This is a genomic window from Enterobacter cloacae complex sp. BZL2005 (assembly GCF_049238885.1).
GTDB lineage: Bacteria > Pseudomonadota > Gammaproteobacteria > Enterobacterales > Enterobacteriaceae > Enterobacter > Enterobacter roggenkampii.
This window is the reverse complement of record NZ_JBMKGI010000003.1, coordinates 1-18,709: the sequence shown is the minus strand read 5'-3', so window position 1 is coordinate 18,709 and position 18,709 is coordinate 1. Positions and strand designations below refer to the sequence as shown.

Below are 18,709 nucleotides of genomic sequence, written 5' to 3'. Positions count from 1 at the left end.
GTTATTTCCCGCTGCCAGCAATGTTTTCGCCGTCGCGGGTTAGCCACCAGGCTCCCAGAATGGGGATAGTTGTCACCAGCATCACCAGCAGAGCCACGACGTTGGTGACGGGCACGTCGCGCGGACGCCCGAGCTGGTTGAGCAACCACAGCGGTAACGTGCGCTCGTGTCCCGCCGTAAACGTTGTGACGATGATCTCGTCAAACGACAGGGCAAACGCCAGCATTCCCCCGGCCAGCAGCGCGGAACCCAGATTGGGCAGCACCACATAGCGGAAGGTTTGCCACCCGTCAGCCCCGAGATCCATTGACGCTTCCACCAGGCTCCAGGAGGTGCGTCTGAACCGGGCAATCACGTTGTTAAACACCACCACCACACAGAAGGTGGCGTGTCCGACCACGATGGTGAAAAACCCCGGCTCAAGATTGATCGTTTTGAAAGCCGTCAGCAGCGCCAGGCCGGTGATGATCCCCGGTAACGCAATCGGTAACAGCAGCAGCAGAGAGATCGCATTCTTGCCAAAAAACGCGCTTCGCCACAGCGCCGCTGCAGCAAGCGTGCCAAGCACAAGGGCAATAGCGGTAGAGAGCGCGGCAATCTGAAGTGACAACGTCACGGAATCGATGATATCGCCGCGCCCCGCCGCCACGCTAAACCATTTCAGCGTCAGCCCCTGCGGCGGAAAGCTGAAGGCGGCGTCCTCGGTGTTGAAGGCATAGGTCGCGATGATCAGCAGCGGGAAGTGCAGGAAGATGACGCCTCCCCAGGCTGCCACTTTCAGGAACAGCGGTGCGCGTTCAGAGTGCATCGAATGCTCCCAGACGTTTCACGAACGCCAGATAAAGAGAAATCAGCACGATAGGTACCAGCGTGAACGCGGCGGCCATCGGCATATTGCCGATAGCGCCCTGCTGGGAGTAGACCATGTTACCAATGAAGTAGCCCGGCGGCCCCACCAGCTGTGGAACGATGAAATCCCCCAGCGTCAGGGAAAAGGTGAAGATTGAACCCGCCGCAATGCCCGGGATGGCCAGCGGCAGAACGACATAGCGGAACGTCTGCCGGGGACGCGCGCCGAGGTCGGCTGAGGCCTGCAGCAGCGAGGCCGGAAGGCGTTCCAGCGCCGCCTGGACGGGCAGGATCATAAACGGCAGCCAGATGTACACGAAGACCAGAAACCGTCCCAGCCCGGAGGTGGACAAGGTGTTGCCGCCAATTGCCGGGAGCGTCAGGATTGAGGTCAGAATCGGCTCCAGTCCGAGATGGCTGAGAAACCACTGTGCCACGCCGTCCTTCGCCAGCAGCAGCGTCCAGGCGTAGGCTTTAACGATATAGCTCGCCCACATTGGCAGCATCACGGCGATATAGAAAAACGCTTTCCACTTGCCGCTGGTGTATCGCGCCATGTACCAGGCCATCGGGAACGCAAGGATGGCGCTGGCAATGGTCACCGCAATCGCCATCGTTAACGTGCGCAGGATGATGTCGTAGTTTGCCGGGTTGAAGAGCGCCTGAATGTTCGCCAGCGTGAGATCCGGCGTGACCGCCATGGTGAAATCGTCAAAGGTGTAAAACCCCTGCCACAGCAGCGTCAGCAGCGATCCTAAATAGACGATGCCAAACCACATCAGCGGCGCAAGCAGAAGCAGGAACAGACCGAGCGACGGCTTTCGCCAGAACAGGGCCGTCATGCGGCTCAGGCGGCCGCGCGGGGCGGGAGGATGCGCAACGCTCATATCCATTTCACCTCTCCTCGTGAAGGCGGATCATCGCCTCGCGCGACCATGACGCCATGACCGCCTGCCCCGGCGCAATGCCGTTCAGCGGCGAGGCGTCACTGAAGTTAGCCTGGCTCACCAGCAGTTTGGCGCCATCGGCGAGCTTCAGCTCCAGACGCGTGGCAGCCCCCTGATACTGTACGGCCTGCACGACGCCCTGAACCTGAACGTCACCCTGTTCATTAAGGCGAATATGCTCCGGGCGCAGGGAAAAGGTGCCCTCCATGCCGCAAAGCGTCTGCGCAAGGCCCGCATCAAAAACGTTGGAGGTGCCGACAAAACCGGCGACAAACGGCGTGCGCGGACGCATGTAGAGATCGCGTGGGGTATCCACCTGCTCGATGCGCCCGTTATTGAACACCGCCACCCGGTCCGACATGGAAAGGGCCTCGCCCTGATCGTGGGTGACAAAAATAAAGGTGATACCGAGTTCCTGCTGAAGTTTCTTCAGCTCGAACTGCATTTGTTCCCGCAGCTTGAGATCGAGCGCCCCTAAAGGCTCGTCCAGCAGCAGGACGCGCGGTTCGTTTACCAGCGCGCGGGCGATTGCGACACGCTGACGCTGGCCGCCGGAAAGTTGCGACGGTTTGCGGGCGATGGCAAAGCTCAGGCCCACTTTTTCCAGAGCATCGCGGGCCTGGGCATGGCGTTTTTTCTTGTCGACGCCTTTGACCATCAGCCCGTAGGCAACATTGTCGAGGATCGACATATGCGGGAACAGCGCGTAGTCCTGAAACACGGTGTTCACGTCCCGCTCCCAGGGGGGCAGTTCGCTCGCCTCTTTGCCGAAGATGGAAATCGTCCCGCCTGACAGCTGTTCAAAACCGGCGATCAGACGCAGGCAGGTGGTTTTGCCGGAGCCCGAAGGCCCCAGCATGGAGAAAAACTCTCCGTCGCGGATCGCAATGGTGACCCCATCCACCGCCCGGACGTCGCCGTACAGACGGGAAACATTGTTAAACTCGACTGCGTACGTCATGTTCTGCTCCCGGGCAATTAACGACCGCCCATGATGGCGATGTAATCCTGCGTCCAGCGGCTGTAAGGGACAAATTTGCCGCCTTCTGCGATGGGGGTTTTCCAGAACATGATTTTGTCGAACTCGTTATAACCGTTTGTTTCGCAGCCTTTATCGCCCAGCAGCGTGCTGGCTTTACACCCTTCCGGCACCACGGGCAGGGAGCCAAACCATGCGGCCAGATCGCCCTGCACTTTCGGCGTCAGCGACCAGTTCATCCATTTGTAGGCGCACATCGGGTGTTTAGCCTGCGCGTGCAGCATGGTGGTGTCCGCCCAGCCTGTCACCCCCTCTTTCGGGAAGACGGTGGCAATGGGCTGGTTCTCGGCCTTCAGGGCATTCGCCTGATACGGCCAAGCGCTGGAGGCCACCACGCCCTCGTTTTTGAAATCGCTCATCTGGACGGTGGTGTCATGCCAGTAGCGGTGGATCAGCGCATGCTGGTCGCGAAGTACCTTAAGCACGGCGGCATACTGTGCTTCGGTGAGCTGGTACGGGTCTTTAATACCCAGCTGCGGCTGCGTCGCTTTAACGAACAGCGCGGCATCGGCGATGTAAATCGGGCCGTCATACGCCTGCACGCGTCCCTGATTGGTTTTACCGTCCGGCAGATCCTGTTTGGTAAAGACGACGCTCCAGCTGTCCGGCGGCGTCGGGAAGGTTTTGGTGTTGTACATCAGCAGGTTTGGTCCCCACTGGTACGGCGTGCCGTAGACTTTACCGCCGACGTTAAACCATTCCCCTTTCACAATCCGCTCGTCGAGGGTTTTCCAGTTGGGGATAAGATCGGGGTTAATCGGCTGGACGCGTTTGCCCATGATCAGCCGCAGGGAGGCATCGCCTGAGGCGGTCACCAGGTCATATCCCCCTTTCGCCATCAGGCTGACCATTTCATCCGACGTGGCCGCCGTTTTGACGTTGACCGCACACCCGGTCTCTTTTTCAAACTGGGTGACCCAGTCGTAGTTTTTATCCGTCTGCCCCCGCTCGATGTATCCCGGCCAGGCGATAATATCCAGTCGACCTTCCCCGTCGCCAATGGCCTTTGCTGGTTCTGCGGCTTGCGCGGCCATGATAGTCATGCCGAGCGCGCACAGGCTGCTGCGGGCAAATTTTTTGCTCATAAAGTTACTCCTGTCGCAATGAAATTTAGCGGCAGCCGTGCCGTAAAAATATCTCCCTTATTAAACGTAGACCGCGCAAATGCGCCGCACCGTTCGGCTTCAGGAAATTTCATCAAGGTGTGACCGAGGGCGCATTCCCCGTTAACTGGATTATAGACAAGGGGTTAGGCGCGAGAGACGGTATGCGGATTTCCTATGACGGGTCACCGCGAAATAGTCGCAGCGCCGTCATCAGGATAAGAATTGATTATTTAAATAACGGAGAAAGGATTATTCCAGCATCGTGCTAATTAATTTTCCTAACTGAATGACCGCCTGCTCTTCCCGCTCTCCCCAGGCCCAGGAGGTATTAAAACGAAAGAACGGCGTCCACGCGTCAGAGGTGGAAAACATTTTTCCGGGAGCAATGCTGATGTGGTGCGTTAAGGCCTTTTCGCTCAGCAGCCCCGCGTCCAGCTGTGCCGGCAGTTCCAGCCATAAAAAGTAGCCGCTGTCGTTATGGTGAATTTTGACGCCTGCAGGCATATGGCGAAGAAGTGACTGCCAGGCCTGCTGCTTTCGCTCGGCCAGCGTACGCCGCAGGCGGCGCAGGTGGGCGTCGTAGCGTTTGGTCGCCAGGTAATCCACCAGCGCCAGCTGCATGGGAGAACTGGTTGAAAGCGTGCTCATCAGCTGCAGCTGCTGAATGCGCGGCGCGTGTTTTCCTGCCGCCACCCAGCCGATGCGAAAACCGGCCACCAGACATTTTGAAAAGGACGAGCAGTGTAGCGTCATGTCCTGACGATCCCACGCTTTCGCCGGGAGCGGCTTTTCACGTCCAAAATAGAGCTCGCTGTAGACGTCATCTTCAATCAGCGGGACGTTGTGCTGGGTTAACAGGGCGACAAGCTGGGCTTTTTTCTCCGCGCTCAGCGTGAAGCCGAGCGGGTTTTGGCTGTTAGTCATGATCCAGCAGGCTTTAACCGGGTACTCATTGAGCGCCTGCTCTAAGGCATTGAGATCGATCCCCTCGCGAACGTCCGTCGCAATCGACAACGCTTTGAGCTTCAGGCGTTCCAGCGCCTGCAGCGCACCGTAAAAACAGGGGTTTTCTACAATCACCCAGTCACCCGGCTCGGTTACCGCCTGAAGGCTAAGATTCAGCGCTTCGAGCGCGCCTGCGGTGATCACGATCTCTTCCGGGGAGATGTTCATCCCCTGCTGCGCGTAGCGGCGGGCAATGGCGTGGCGGAGATCGACGTTTCCCGGCGGCAGGTTCTCAATCACGCTCATCGCCGTCGCGGTTTTGCTGACGTTTGCCAGCGAACGGTTGAGCTGCTGAAGCGGGAAAAGTCTGGGGTCGGGAAACGCGGAAGCAAAGGGAACAACGGACGGGTCGCGGCTGGCCTGTAAGACGTCGAAGATGTAGGTATTGATATCCACCGCTTCGTCACGCATCACCTGAGCGGGTGGCGCAGGCTGTTGTGCGGTCGGGCGCGAGGCAACGTAATAGCCCGACTGCGGTCTGGCGACAATGCGCCCCTGACTTTCCAGCATCTGATACGCGTGGCCAACGGTCATAAAACTCATGCCGCTGCTTGCCACCTGCTCTCGCAGGGAAGGCAGCTTATCGCCCGGCAGCCATACGCCAAGCTCAATCTGCGAGATAATTTGTTGCGCCAGACGCTGGTATTTTTTCATCAGATTCTCCTTAAGACCGACAGTGTATATCAGCAGGAGAAAAAGAGAAGATTTAGCGAACTGTTATAGTCTGGAAGATGAATTACTTACGGTATTCGGTCACGTGGCTCTGAGCGGAGCGTGCGGCGGCCAGGTGGTCGAGCGTGATCATCGGCGATTTGCAAAAAATGCATTTCGCGCCAAACGGGTTTTTCTCAGACACGTCAAAGGCTGAGGTACGGTACTGCGAGCCATGACAGCATGGGCAGCGAAAATGGATATATGAAGTCATAGGTTTCTCCTGAAACGTAAAAACGTAAATTACTAATGGGCCGATTGGGCATAATGGTTTTAAACAAAACGAATCGGAATGTAGATAAAGACCCAAGAGAGGCTGCGGAGAGGCACAACGTGATGAGAACTGCTTTATAAAACTACGTCAGATATTTATTTGAACTCAAAACCAGAAGGCCATTAACGCACGACGCTGACGACAAAGCAAGCGGTTTAATGCGGAAAAATCATAAAAAGAATATTTTTATTCCACAACGGCGAGGTATATCAGATGGCTAAAGCGTGAAATTTACGCCAACTGTTATGGTTAAAATTCGCTTTTCTGCGTCTGCTCGTCCGATCTTCGCCCCTATACCATAACAGCACACCGTTTGACATTGAGGTTGTGCATGTTTGGTTTGGATGCTTTTCACCTTGCGCGGATACAGTTTGCCTTTACCGTATCCTTCCACATTATTTTCCCGGCCATCACCATTGGTCTCGCAAGCTATCTTGCCGTGCTCGAAGGGCTGTGGCTGAAAACAAAAAATCCGGTCTGGCGCTCGCTGTACCATTTCTGGTCGAAGATTTTTGCCGTCAACTTTGGCATGGGCGTGGTCTCCGGGCTGGTGATGGCCTACCAGTTTGGCACCAACTGGAGCGGCTTTTCGCAGTTTGCGGGCAGTATTACCGGCCCGCTTCTGACCTATGAAGTGCTTACCGCCTTCTTCCTCGAAGCCGGGTTCCTCGGCGTGATGCTGTTCGGCTGGAATAAAGTCGGGCCGAGGCTGCACTTCTTTTCCACCTGCATGGTGGCACTTGGGACCATTATCTCCACCTTCTGGATCCTCTCCTCCAACAGCTGGATGCAAACCCCGCAGGGCTATGAGATCGTCAACGGTCAGGTGGTACCGGTGGACTGGTTCGCCGTGGTGTTTAACCCCTCCTTCCCTTACCGCCTGCTGCACATGTCGATAGCCGCGTTCCTGAGCAGCGCCCTGTTTGTTGGCGCATCCGCGGCATGGCATCTGCTGCGCGGGAATAATACCCCCGCCATCCGGGCAATGTTTTCAATGGCGCTGTGGATGACGCTGATTGTCGCGCCCCTCCAGGCCATGGTGGGCGATATGCACGGGCTGAACACCTTAAAGCACCAGCCCGCGAAAATTGCCGCCATTGAAGGTCACTGGGAAAATCCACCGGGCGAGCCTACCCCGCTACTGCTGTTTGGCTGGCCGGATATGGAACAGGAGCGCACCCGCTTTGGGCTGGAGATCCCGGCGCTGGGAAGCCTTATTCTGACACACAGTCTGGATAAACAGGTTCCGGCGCTCAAAGAGTTTCCAAAGGAAGACCGCCCAAATTCCACCATCGTCTTCTGGTCGTTCCGCATTATGGCGGGCCTGGGCATGCTGATGCTGCTGCTTGGGGTAACGGCACTCTGGCTGCGCTATAAAAAGCGCATTTATTCTTCCCGTCCTTTCCTGTGGTTTGCCCTGCTGATGGGGCCCTCCGGGCTGATTGCTATTCTGGCCGGGTGGATCACCACCGAAGTGGGCCGCCAGCCGTGGGTGGTCTATGGGCTCCAGCGCACGAAGGATGCGGTTTCTGCCCATGGCGATTTGCATATGAGCGTGAGCCTGCTGGCCTTCTTCGTCGTTTACACTTCGGTATTTGGCGTGGGTTACAGCTATATGGTGCGCCTCATCCGAAAAGGCCCGCAGCCGCATGAATCTTTCGCCACCGAGTCCGACGGACGTCCGGCGCGCCCGCTTTCTGCCGTCACAACTGAACATAAGGAGCAGCCGTAATGGGTATCGATCTTTCCATTATCTGGTTTGTGATCATCGTCTTTGCCACGCTGATGTATATCGTGATGGACGGTTTTGATCTGGGGATTGGCATTCTGTTCCCGGCCACGCAGAACGCCGACGATCGCGATGTGATGGTTAACAGCGTCGCGCCGGTCTGGGACGGGAATGAAACCTGGCTGGTGCTTGGCGGGGCCGCCCTGTTCGGCGCCTTTCCGCTGGCCTACGCCGTGATTATCGATGCCCTCACCATTCCGCTCACATTAATGCTGATCGGTCTTATTTTTCGTGGCGTAGCGTTTGAGTTTCGCTTTAAAGCCACGCCAGCACACCGTCCTTTCTGGGATAAGGCATTTATAGGCGGTTCCATTCTGGCGACGTTTACCCAGGGCGTGACGGTGGGCGCCGTCATTAACGGCTTTAGCGTCACCGGCCGGGCCTATACCGGCGGCCCCTTTGACTGGTTTACCGCGTTTAATCTGTTTTGCGGCGCGGGCCTGGTGGTGGCCTACGCGCTGTTAGGCTCGACCTGGCTGGTAATGAAAAGCGAAAATGCATTGCAACAGCGGATGCGTCAGGTATCGAAAACCCTGTTAATCGTGCTGCTGGCGTTTATTGCGGCGATCAGCCTCTGGACACCGCTGGCGCAGCCGGCCATCGCGGCGCGCTGGTTTACGCTGCCGAACCTGTTCTATCTGCTGCCCGTCCCGGCCCTGGTGGTGATTTTTAGTTTGTATCAGTGGCGCTGCCTGAATAATCCCGACAGCCATAGCCGACCGTTTATCCTGACGCTGGGGCTGATTTTCCTCGGCTTTAGCGGGCTTGGGATCAGCATCTGGCCGCACATCATTCCACCGTCAATCACCCTGTGGCAGGCCGCCGCACCGACGCAAAGCCAGGGCTTTATGCTGGTCGGCGCGCTGTTGATCATTCCCGTTATCCTGGTCTACACCTTCTGGAGTTACTACGTATTTCGCGGCAAAGTTCAGCATGGGGAGGGTTATCACTGATGCAACAACCGGTCTGGAAAAGATTGCTTTGGCTGGCCATTATCTGGGGCGGCAGCGTACTGGCGCTGGCTGCGGTCAGTATGCTCTTCCGTATGCTGATGACGGCGGCAGGGTTTAAATCACATTAACGTCATCCCGGGCAACCGCTGCGTTGCCCGGCTCCTCCCCGCACTTTCAGATAAACCCCATTAACGCATGGCAGAGTATCGTTACACTGGAAAAAGATTCACAGTGTTTATAGTTTGAGAAGAAAAATGAAAAAGCTCATTGCGTTAAGTGTTATCAGTCTTGTCCTTACCGGCTGCGTTAATCCGGGTAAAGCCTCCGTTCAGCCGGAGCAACTTAAGAACCACCGCTTTGTGCTGGAAAGTGTGGACGGTAAGGCCGTGAAGACCGCGACAACGCAACCTGAGATCGGTTTTAGCGCACTGCCAGATATCAGTCTGGTGAATAACATCAGCGTTTCTGGTCAGATGTGTAACCGCTTCAACGGACAGGGGAAATTGTCCGAAGGCGAGCTGAAGGTGAAAACGCTGGCCATGACGCGCAAGCTCTGTAGTGAGCCGCAGCTTAACGAGCTGGATCAGGCCATCGGCGACATGCTGCGCAAAGGCGCGCAGGTCGACCTGACTGAAGACCAGTTAACGCTGGCGACAGCCGATAAAACGCTGATGTTTAAGCGTGCAGAATAATCAGTAGTTACCGCAGGTTCCAACGGCAAGCGACTGTTCACTGCAGCGTTTGCCGTTTGGCAAGGCGCACATCCCAATAGCTGAACCATCAAGCTGGCGAGCTACCGACAGCGAACCGCCAATCATCGCGCAGTTGGCCTGACCGGAGCTGGACATCGCGGCTTTCATACCCGGCACCACGTGCGCGGCCGTTGCCTGCTGGACAGGTTCACTGCTGCATGCCGACAACAATAATGCGGCACACCCTACCAAAAATGCTGAGCGCATGCTCTCTCCCCCATGAATAATGCGAAACCTATGCATAATAGGCATCCCATCCCGTGTCGTCGAGAGCGGAAGTGCGTATTTATGCGCTCCTGAAACAATTTCTCGCAATTTTTCTGCCAAAAGTTTGATCTACTCATTGATGGCAGGAATAACGAGGACACAAAAGCGAAAATCGAAAAATCCCCCGTTTGCTAGAATACACAGATAATATTCAGGGTTTGTTGCCGTAATACAGACCCCTATTTTTTTGCGCAATGTAAGGGTGTTGTCCTATGCAAACTATTGACGGTAATGGTGCAGTTGCCTCAGTCGCGTTTCGCACCAGTGAAGTTATCGCCATCTACCCGATTACGCCAAGTTCTACCATGGCTGAGCAGGCGGACGCCTGGGCGGGTAACGGGTTAAAAAACGTCTGGGGCGATGTCCCGCGAGTGGTTGAAATGCAGTCGGAAGCCGGTGCAATTGCCACGGTCCACGGCGCACTTCAGACCGGCGCGCTTTCCACGTCGTTTACCTCTTCCCAGGGATTGTTATTAATGATCCCGACGCTGTACAAACTTGCCGGACAACTGACTCCCTTCGTTCTGCACGTCGCTGCGCGTACCGTTGCCACCCACGCGCTCTCTATCTTTGGCGATCATTCTGACGTGATGGCCGTTCGCCAGACCGGCTGCGCGATGCTGTGCGCCAGCAGCGTTCAGGAAGCCCAGGACTTTGCCCTGATTTCGCATATCGCCACGCTCAAAAGCCGGGTGCCGTTTATTCATTTCTTTGATGGTTTCCGTACGTCCCACGAAATTAACAAAATCGTCCCGCTGGCTGACGAGACAATTCTGAATCTGCTTCCGCAGGCGGACATTGACGCGCATCGCGCCCGCGCTTTGAATCCGGAACACCCGGTGATTCGCGGCACGTCGGCGAACCCGGATACCTATTTCCAGTCCCGCGAGGCCACCAACCCGTGGTACAACGCGGTTTACGACCATGTTGAACAGGCGATGAATGACTTTGCTGCCGCAACGGGTCGGGAATACAAACCCTTTGAGTATTACGGCCATCCGCAGGCGGAACGGGTCATTGTGCTGATGGGATCGGCCATTGGCACCTGCGAGGAAGTTGTTGATGAGCTGCTGACGCGCGGCGAAAAAGTTGGCGTGCTGAAAGTGCGTCTCTATCGGCCGTTCTCGGCGAAACATCTCCTCTCTGCGCTGCCGGAAAGCGCGCGTACCGTTGCGGTGCTCGATCGCACCAAAGAGCCGGGCGCGCAGGCGGAACCGCTGTATCTGGATGTGATGACCGCCCTGGCCGAGGCCTTTAATCATGGCGAACGTGAAACGCTGCCGCGCGTGATCGGGGGGCGTTACGGTTTGTCCTCCAAAGAGTTCGGACCGGACTGCGTGCTGGCGGTCTTCAACGAGCTCAGCGAAGCGAAGCCCAAGCCGCGCTTTACCGTCGGCATTTATGATGATGTGACGAATCTGTCCCTGACGTTGCCGGAAAACACCCTGCCCTCGACCGCCAAACTCGAGGCGCTGTTCTATGGTCTGGGCAGTGACGGCAGCGTCTCCGCGACCAAAAACAACATCAAAATCATCGGGAACTCCACGCCGTGGTACGCCCAGGGGTACTTCGTCTATGACTCCAAGAAAGCCGGCGGCCTGACCGTTTCCCACCTACGGGTGAGCGAACAGCCCATCCGCTCTGCGTATCTAATTTCTCAGGCTGATTTTGTTGGCTGTCACCAGCTGCAGTTCATTGATAAGTACCAGATGGCCGAGCGCCTGAAGCCTGGCGGTATTTTCCTCCTGAATACGCCATACAGCGCGGATGAAGTCTGGTCGCGCCTGCCGCAGGAAGTGCAGGCGGTGCTGAACCAGAAAAAAGCCCGTTTCTATGTGGTTAACGCGGCGAAAATTGCCCGCGAATGTGGCCTTGCCGCGCGTATTAATACCGTTATGCAGATGGCCTTCTTCCATCTGACGAATATCCTGCCGGGCGACAGCGCGCTGGCGGAACTGCAGGGCGCGATTGCCAAAAGCTACAGCAGCAAGGGCCAGGAGCTGGTCGAACGTAACTGGCAGGCGCTGGCCCTGGCGCGCGAGTCGCTGTTTGAGGTCCCGCTGCAGCCGGTCAACGCCGCAAGCCCGAACCGCTCTCCGGTGGTGTCTGATGCGGCACCTGATTTCGTGAAGACCGTGACGGCGGCGATGCTGGCCGGGCTGGGTGATGCCCTGCCCGTCTCTGCCCTACCGCCGGATGGCACCTGGCCGATGGGCACCACCCGCTGGGAAAAACGCAACATCGCCGAAGCGATCCCCATCTGGAAAGAAGATCTGTGTACTCAGTGCAACCACTGCGTGGCGGCCTGCCCGCACTCTGCCATTCGCGCCAAAGTGGTGTCGCCGGAAGAGATGGAGGCCGCCCCGGCCAGCCTGCATTCCCTGGATGTAAAATCCCGCGATATGCGCGGACAGAAATACGTTCTGCAGGTCGCGCCGGAAGACTGCACCGGCTGTAACCTGTGCGTCGAGGTTTGTCCGGCGAAAGACAGGCAGAACCCGGAGATTAAAGCCATCAATATGATGTCGCGTCTGGAGCACGTCGAAGAAGAGAAAGTGAATTATGACTTCTTCCTGAATCTGCCCGAAATCGATCGCAGCAAACTGGAACGCATTGATATTCGCACTTCGCAGCTGATCACGCCGCTGTTTGAATACTCCGGCGCCTGCTCGGGCTGCGGTGAAACACCGTATATCAAGCTGCTTACCCAGCTGTACGGTGACAGGATGCTGATTGCCAACGCTACCGGCTGTTCGTCTATCTATGGCGGCAACCTGCCCTCTACGCCGTATACCACTGACGCCAACGGCCGCGGTCCCGCGTGGGCCAACTCGCTGTTCGAGGATAACGCCGAATTTGGTCTGGGCTTCCGCCTGACCGTTGACCAGCACCGCGCGCGCGTGATGCGCCTGCTGGAGCAGTTTGCCGGGCAGATCCCCGCCGGGCTCAATGACGCGCTTCACGCCGACGCGACGCCAGAGGTACGTCGTGAGCAGGTTGCAGAGCTGCGTCAGGCGCTTCAGGGCGTGGCGGGCGCTGAACAGCTGCTGACCGACGCGGACGCCCTGGTCGAAAAATCGATCTGGCTGATTGGCGGCGACGGCTGGGCTTATGACATCGGCTTTGGCGGGCTGGACCACGTGCTAAGCCTGACCGAAAACGTCAATATCCTGGTGCTGGATACGCAGTGTTATTCCAACACCGGTGGTCAGGCGTCGAAAGCCACGCCGCTGGGTGCCGTCACGAAATTCGGTGAGCACGGGAAACGCAAGGCACGCAAAGATCTCGGGGTGAGCATGATGATGTACGGTCACGTTTACGTCGCGCAAATCTCGCTGGGGGCACAGCTTAACCAGACGGTAAAGGCGATCCAGGAGGCGGAAGCGTATCCCGGCCCGTCGCTGATCATTGCCTACAGCCCGTGTGAAGAGCATGGCTACGACCTGGCACTCAGCCACGATCAGATGCGACAGCTAACCGCGACCGGCTTCTGGCCGCTGTACCGGTTCGATCCGCGCCGTGCGGACGAGGGTAAATTACCGCTGGCACTGGATTCACGTCCGCCGTCAGATGCTCTGGCCGAGACGTTAATGCAGGAACAGCGCTTCCGCCGCCTTAACGCGCAGCAGCCGGAAGTGGCCGAACAGCTATGGAAAGACGCTGCGGCGGATCTGCAAAAACGGTATGACTTCCTGGCGCAGCTGGCGGGTAAAGCCGAAAAATCGACCAGCGACTAGTCTCTCTGCCCGGCGCGTCCGGGCATTTTTTTGCCATAAAAAAACCCGGTGTATTCACACCGGGCGAATCCAGATAATCATTAAATATCTATTTAGTTCCCTAAATATTATTCATGCGAATTATGGATAAATAATCTTAAAGGCATATAACGCCATCAAGAATAGCTTAATTTATACCTGATTAATAATTTTAATTTATTATGTTTAGCCTTAAAGCATTCACCAAACCAATGACCATTACCGTTGATGTATTCAGTTTAGATTTTACTTAGTTCGTAACAATTATAATTTATTACTCTTACACGGGAGTGATTTAGCATGAGACAACTTTCGCATTCGGAAAGTTCAACAGGTAATTAAATAAAAACAACCGCAAAGGAATATCAAAATGCAAAGAAAAGTACTGGCCCTGATGATTCCGGCTCTGTTAATGGCTGGCGCAACTCATGCAGCAGAGATTTATAATAAAGACGGTAACAAATTAGATCTGTACGGAAAAGTAGATGGTCTGCACTATTTCTCCGATGATAAAGGCGCTGACGGGGATCAAACCTACATGCGTCTGGGCTTTAAAGGCGAAACCCAGATCAACGACATGATGACTGGCTACGCACAGTGGGAATACAACATCCAGGCCAATAACACCGAAGGGTCTGATAACCAGTCCTGGACGCGTCTGGCCTTCGCCGGTATCAAAGTGGGTGACTACGGCTCCTTCGATTACGGTCGTAACTATGGCGTACTGTACGACGTGGAAGGCTGGACCGATATGCTGCCTGAGTTCGGCGGCGACTCCTACACCAAAGCCGACAACTTCATGACCGGCCGCGCCAATGGCGTGGCAACCTACCGTAACACCGACTTCTATGGTCTGGTGCAGGGTCTGAACTTTGCGCTGCAGTATCAGGGCAAAAATGAAGATGCCAGCAACAATCAGGAAGGCACCAACAATGGTCGCGACACGCGTCACGAGAACGGCGACGGCTTCGGTATCTCTACCACCTATGACTTCGGCATGGGTATTACCGCAGGTGCAGCCTACACCTCTTCTGACCGTACCAACGAGCAGGTGATGAATACCACTGCGGGCGGTGACAAAGCAGATGCATGGACTGCGGGCCTGAAATATGACGCCAATAACATCTATCTGGCAGCCATGTACTCTGAAACCCGCAATATGACGCCGTACGGTGATAACACCGACGCCGTGGCGAACAAAACCCAGAACTTCGAAGTGACCGCACAGTACCAGTTCGACTTCGGCCTGCGTCCGTCCCTTTCCTACCTGCAGTCTAAAGGCAAGGACCTTGGCAACGGCCAGGGCGACCAGGATTTGGTTAAGTACGCTGACGTCGGCGCAACCTATTACTTCAACAAAAACATGTCCACCTACGTTGATTACAAAATCAACCTGCTGGATGAAAATGACAGCTTCTACAAAAACAACGGCATCGGCACGGATGATGTCGTGGCACTGGGCCTGGTTTACCAGTTCTGATTGCCAGAGCCCGCATCAGTATGCGGGCTCACCCATCTCTTGACGTTCGTCACAAAAAGCAGGTTCTGAAATCACGTGGTTGAGGGTAAGTTGAGGTAAAGCTGTTTAAACTCAGGTGATAGCCTTTCCATCACTAAGGATAACAGCGTTGTTTGGTCGTGTATCCGTTGTCGTACTAACTCTTTTAGCGCTCATCTGGATGGCGTTAATTTTTGATTTTGCTGATATTGTCGGGCATCTCAGTGCTGTGTTGAACCACCTGGATGGCGGTTAACAGTATTCCCTGAGAAATGAAAAGCCACCAGCAGTGCCGGTGGCGGGAAAACGCACAGGTTGCGTTATTTTTTTACGGGTTGAGGCTTTTTATCACCTGATTCAGGGGCCTCACGCGGATCGTCTTTTTCAACACAAAGCATAGTTTCTCCTGTTTCAGATAACCACCCTCCACTATAGCCAGGCTAATTACAGAGTGGCCAGGCGGCAATTACGCCTGACCTGTTCCTTTCTTGCGAAAAGAGAGGTAGCCAAACACCCCGCTATCTCCATCCGAGGGATGGTTAACCCCGTCCATCACCGTCACTTCAGGGAAATCGAACGGTGAGACGTTATCAAAGCAGGCTACATTCACGCCGTATTCGTTTGGATTAGAACGCCGCTGATGGAACGTGTAAATTCCGCACACCGAGCAGAAAAAGTGCCGTGCCGTTCCCGTATTGAAGCGGTACTCCGTGAGCTTATCCTCACCTTTGGTCACGGTAATCCCTGACAGCGGCGCAGAGACGACGACCGCACCCCGCATGCGACAAAAGGAACAACTGCAGCGCGCCGCGCGGTATTCAGGCCATCCGTTAGCGCAACGGTAAAGGCCACCGCGCCACAATGGCACTGCGCATGACGAATATCAGCCATGGCTAGATCCCCTTCCTCACCAGGTCAGCAGCCTTGACGAAAACCTCATCTTCTACACCATCGCCTTTCTGCCTGCCGAGCCTGACCAGCTCATCAACAATGCTGTCGCGATCGATTGGTTTCTGGGCAGAAACCAGCCCAATAACGGCCGCCCCAATCGCCAGCCCCACTAATCCTGTTTGTTCGTCTTTGTTCTTCATACTCATGCTCCTGATACAACAAACAAGCGTAGCATGATTTTAAAAGCGCGGGGTTAGCCCGTATTTTGGCGCTTTGATATTTGCCGCCCAAATTTTGATATCGTTTTGCAGGAGAATAGTGAAATCAGATTTCAGATGCGTCACCATGCCATTGACGCTGTCCGCATCCACCACTGAAAAATGTTCAATTCTGTTTTTTCCTATTTGAATACAATTATATTTGGCGGGCAGTACTTTACCATTCACATTAAGCGGCAGATTATTCTCACCACAGCGGCCTTCCGTAATATATGACACCAGCAAATTAGCGGATTTTCTCCCAGGCTGGGATACGCTCACCATGACGGGAAAACCTTCCGAGGTCTGCGTCATATCATAAAGCACCGCATTTTTCATATACCAGGTATTATATTCCCGCTCCTGAAAAGCGGACCAGGCAGGTGCAGAATAAAGCACCAGCGCTGCCAGCGTAATAGAGACTATTTTCATGGGATGTTGTCGTCCGTATTGTTGCACGTATTATTCAGATTGTGCAAAAAACAGCAACAACTTAAGAATAGTCCTACTACTATTGGCAGTGATGGAGGATTTATTCACGACGCGCTATCCGAATGACTGTCTTATCAACGTAGTGCTGGCATCTGAAAAACTCAGGTTAACTTGATGTCAAAACGGCCATAAAGAAGAAACAGGCGAGAAATGGTAAACCGCCGCCATCACGGCGATGCTAACGACAATGCTTAAGAAGAAGTAGGTTTTAAACGGCTGCTTTTGTGTTTTATGGCGAAAGAGCTGTTGGCCTACAATCGCGCCAGGCCAGCCGCCCGTTACGCCAAATACCAGCAGCGTGGCTTCCGGCACCCTGCGCATGCCTTTCCGCGCCGCCATTTTATCGGCACCATACATGACCAACGTCAGCATATTGATGAGCAGAAACCACATAGCCAAAGGGCTCGAGGTAAAAAGACTGCCGATCGCAGCAAAGATCAGAAGTAAATAACAAACGCGATTGAGGGTCATAGTACTGGCCAGAGAAGTGTTGAGCGGTTTTCGACGCCGCATTATACGCTACTTATGAATGTATCGGGCGGGAATTGCTGACAACGGGACAAACGTCACTCCACCCTCACTTTAACCTTTGGCTTCGATAACAGAATTTTTATCAACTCCTTAAAAGGAACGGGTTTGTAGAAGAAGTAGCCCTGTAAAAACGTGATGTTATTGCGCATGAGGTAATCAAGCTGTTCCTGGGTTTCAACCCCTTCCGCCACAATACGGATTGACAGTTTTTTTGCCAGTTCCAGTACTGAATCCAGAATCAGGGTGGAATCCTCATTCTCATTAACCCTGGCAACAAAGCTTTGGTCGATTTTGATGTAATCAATATGCAGGTCCTGCAGGTAGGACAGGCCAGAATATCCCGTTCCAAAATCATCCAGCGCGATCGCAAATCCCTTGTTATGCAGCCCATTCAGGGTCTTAACGAGATGTTCATCTACGTGGAGAGGTTCACGCTCGGTCACCTCCACAACGAGGTTAAGATCCTGTTGCACAAAGCTGCGCTTGTAATTCAGACACTCTTCAAAAAAGGTAGAGGCAACGATATGAGACGCGCTGAAATTAATCCCGACATGAAATCCTTCCGGCAGCAGCGTAGAAATTGCATTCATCTGCGTTGCAACCTGACGCATTAAGCTTTGGGTTAAGGGAATGATTAGCCCTGTTTTTTCAGCAAGAGGAATAAATGACGAGGGAGAAATAAACCCGGATTGCGGATGCTTCCATCTTGCCAGCACCTCTACACCGCGCAAGGTCCCCTCTTTACCGCTCACGACGGGCTGGTAATAGGGTATAATTTCATTTCTGTAGATGGCAGTCCGCAGCGATTCTTCCGGCGAAATATCCTTAGACAGATATCGCTGCAGAAGATAAGCAGAAAGAGAGGAAACGAGCAGCAGAAATAACACCACTCCACCGGCCTGGTCGAATAATCGCGTCAGGCTAAAAAGAGGCGGAGCGTTAAATTGAATCGCGAAGGCATAATCAACGTCTTTTACCGTCAGAACATCGTTGTTTGAATGGGCTGCCGTCAAGACATCGCCTGATTGGCCTAAACGACGATTGCCGACCAGCAGCGAATACGCCACGCCACGTAGTGGCATATTCAGCGCATCCCGGATATGGCTGTCGCTGATGCTCACCATGATTCGGCTTCCGGCATGATTTGTCTGGTATAAGAGAACCGGCAGGCCGTTGACCGTACTTTTCGATGGAACAAGTAACAATGGCGCTTCAGGCAGCGCTGAGCCGTTAACCAACATTTTCTGGATCGGCCACGGCCGCCAGATAAGATGCTCCCACCCGTTCTACAGCGTAATCAACGATCGCTTTCGCTGCCTCTGTAGCATAGCCTTTGCCATTGTGTTCAGGCACGAGGCGCCAGCCAATCTCTAATGGTGCCCCCTCCACGTTTGCCAGGTGCTGGAGGCATGCTGCACCAACGATCGCACCAGAAGATTTCTCTCTGATAGCCCACCACGAGAAGTGATACTTATCCCAGCGAGCCTGTGACCTGCTCCCCGTTGATTAGTACACCCCGATGTTAGTAATGTCTTCATAAGCCACATGAGGACATCCCCATGAAGAAGCGTTTTTCCGACGAACAGATCATCA

At 54.8% G+C, this 18,709-nt stretch carries 18 protein-coding genes and 2 pseudogenes; 6 read left to right on the top strand and 14 right to left on the bottom strand.

Annotation, left to right across the window (positions count from 1 at the left end; genetic code table 11):
- Position 1: 1 nt before the first annotated feature.
- From ACOTXI_RS07460 to ACOTXI_RS07435, 6 genes are all read right to left on the bottom strand, one after another.
- Positions 2-808, bottom strand: a complete 807-nt coding sequence (locus ACOTXI_RS07460) for an ABC transporter permease (RefSeq protein WP_021240250.1) — start codon at positions 806-808, stop codon at positions 2-4.
- Positions 798-1,742, bottom strand: a complete 945-nt coding sequence (locus tag ACOTXI_RS07455; protein ID WP_023292289.1) for an ABC transporter permease — start codon at positions 1,740-1,742, stop codon at positions 798-800. Before ACOTXI_RS07455 ends, ACOTXI_RS07460 begins: the two co-directional genes overlap by 11 nt.
- A gap of 1 nt (position 1,743) precedes the next feature.
- On the bottom strand, positions 1,744-2,757 hold the full coding sequence (locus ACOTXI_RS07450) for an ABC transporter ATP-binding protein (protein ID WP_058654515.1): 1,014 nt from the start codon (positions 2,755-2,757) through the stop codon (positions 1,744-1,746).
- A 17-nt stretch (positions 2,758-2,774) separates the two neighbouring features.
- Positions 2,775-3,920, bottom strand: coding sequence for a putative ABC transporter substrate-binding protein YdcS (gene ydcS / locus ACOTXI_RS07445; protein ID WP_058654516.1), 1,146 nt, complete (start codon positions 3,918-3,920; stop codon positions 2,775-2,777).
- A gap of 270 nt (positions 3,921-4,190) precedes the next feature.
- Positions 4,191-5,600, bottom strand: coding sequence for a PLP-dependent aminotransferase family protein (locus ACOTXI_RS07440; protein WP_008501287.1), 1,410 nt, complete (start codon positions 5,598-5,600; stop codon positions 4,191-4,193).
- Between the two features lie 82 nt (positions 5,601-5,682).
- Positions 5,683-5,871: a hypothetical protein gene (locus tag ACOTXI_RS07435; protein WP_058654517.1), complete on the bottom strand. Its 189-nt coding sequence runs from the start codon at positions 5,869-5,871 to the stop codon at positions 5,683-5,685.
- A gap of 391 nt (positions 5,872-6,262) precedes the next feature.
- Here ACOTXI_RS07435 and ACOTXI_RS07430 point away from each other — a divergent pair, with 391 nt between their 5' ends.
- From ACOTXI_RS07430 to hslJ, 4 genes are all read left to right on the top strand, one after another.
- A complete protein-coding gene (locus ACOTXI_RS07430; RefSeq protein WP_008501285.1) occupies positions 6,263-7,663 on the top strand; it encodes a cytochrome ubiquinol oxidase subunit I in 1,401 nt (466 codons plus the stop codon).
- Positions 7,663-8,673 (top strand): cytochrome d ubiquinol oxidase subunit II, encoded by a 1,011-nt coding sequence (gene cydB, locus ACOTXI_RS07425; RefSeq protein WP_039024941.1) that lies wholly within the window; start codon positions 7,663-7,665, stop codon positions 8,671-8,673. The genes ACOTXI_RS07430 and cydB overlap by 1 nt, the downstream gene beginning before the upstream one ends.
- Positions 8,673-8,801, top strand: coding sequence for a DUF2474 domain-containing protein (locus ACOTXI_RS07420; RefSeq protein ID WP_008501283.1), 129 nt, complete (start codon positions 8,673-8,675; stop codon positions 8,799-8,801). The genes cydB and ACOTXI_RS07420 overlap by 1 nt, the downstream gene beginning before the upstream one ends.
- A gap of 126 nt (positions 8,802-8,927) precedes the next feature.
- Positions 8,928-9,365: a heat shock protein HslJ gene (gene hslJ, locus ACOTXI_RS07415; protein ID WP_008501282.1), complete on the top strand. Its 438-nt coding sequence runs from the start codon at positions 8,928-8,930 to the stop codon at positions 9,363-9,365.
- Here the strand turns inward: hslJ and ACOTXI_RS07410 are convergent, their stop codons facing one another.
- Complete coding sequence (locus ACOTXI_RS07410; RefSeq protein ID WP_008501281.1) at positions 9,366-9,632, bottom strand: DUF333 domain-containing protein; 267 nt, start codon at positions 9,630-9,632, stop codon at positions 9,366-9,368.
- Positions 9,633-9,904: 272 nt separating this feature from the next.
- Between ACOTXI_RS07410 and nifJ the strand changes: the two genes are divergently transcribed.
- Entirely contained in the window at positions 9,905-13,429 is a 3,525-nt protein-coding gene (nifJ, locus tag ACOTXI_RS07405) for a pyruvate:ferredoxin (flavodoxin) oxidoreductase (protein WP_058654518.1), read from the top strand.
- A 388-nt stretch (positions 13,430-13,817) separates the two neighbouring features.
- Complete coding sequence (gene ompC, locus ACOTXI_RS07400; protein ID WP_044596536.1) at positions 13,818-14,927, top strand: porin OmpC; 1,110 nt, start codon at positions 13,818-13,820, stop codon at positions 14,925-14,927.
- 338 nt (positions 14,928-15,265) lie between these two features.
- Here ompC and ACOTXI_RS07395 read toward each other — a convergent pair whose 3' ends face one another.
- From ACOTXI_RS07395 to ACOTXI_RS07365, 7 genes and pseudogenes are all read right to left on the bottom strand, one after another.
- Complete coding sequence (locus ACOTXI_RS07395; protein ID WP_223239581.1) at positions 15,266-15,343, bottom strand: hypothetical protein; 78 nt, start codon at positions 15,341-15,343, stop codon at positions 15,266-15,268.
- A gap of 68 nt (positions 15,344-15,411) precedes the next feature.
- Positions 15,412-15,836: pseudogene (locus ACOTXI_RS07390) on the bottom strand (GFA family protein).
- A gap of 2 nt (positions 15,837-15,838) precedes the next feature.
- A complete protein-coding gene (locus ACOTXI_RS07385; RefSeq protein ID WP_008501277.1) occupies positions 15,839-16,036 on the bottom strand; it encodes a hypothetical protein in 198 nt (65 codons plus the stop codon).
- 39 nt (positions 16,037-16,075) lie between these two features.
- The gene (locus tag ACOTXI_RS07380; protein WP_058654519.1) at positions 16,076-16,525 is read right to left on the bottom strand and encodes a hypothetical protein; all 450 of its coding nucleotides are present in this window, start codon (positions 16,523-16,525) and stop codon (positions 16,076-16,078) included.
- Between the two features lie 177 nt (positions 16,526-16,702).
- The gene (locus tag ACOTXI_RS07375) at positions 16,703-17,056 is read right to left on the bottom strand and encodes a DUF1294 domain-containing protein (RefSeq protein WP_021240259.1); all 354 of its coding nucleotides are present in this window, start codon (positions 17,054-17,056) and stop codon (positions 16,703-16,705) included.
- A 95-nt stretch (positions 17,057-17,151) separates the two neighbouring features.
- Positions 17,152-18,333: pseudogene (locus tag ACOTXI_RS07370) on the bottom strand (EAL domain-containing protein); the annotation flags it as partial.
- A gap of 13 nt (positions 18,334-18,346) precedes the next feature.
- The gene (locus tag ACOTXI_RS07365; RefSeq protein WP_255411064.1) at positions 18,347-18,541 is read right to left on the bottom strand and encodes a GNAT family N-acetyltransferase; all 195 of its coding nucleotides are present in this window, start codon (positions 18,539-18,541) and stop codon (positions 18,347-18,349) included.
- Between the last annotated feature and the right edge of the window lie 168 nt (positions 18,542-18,709).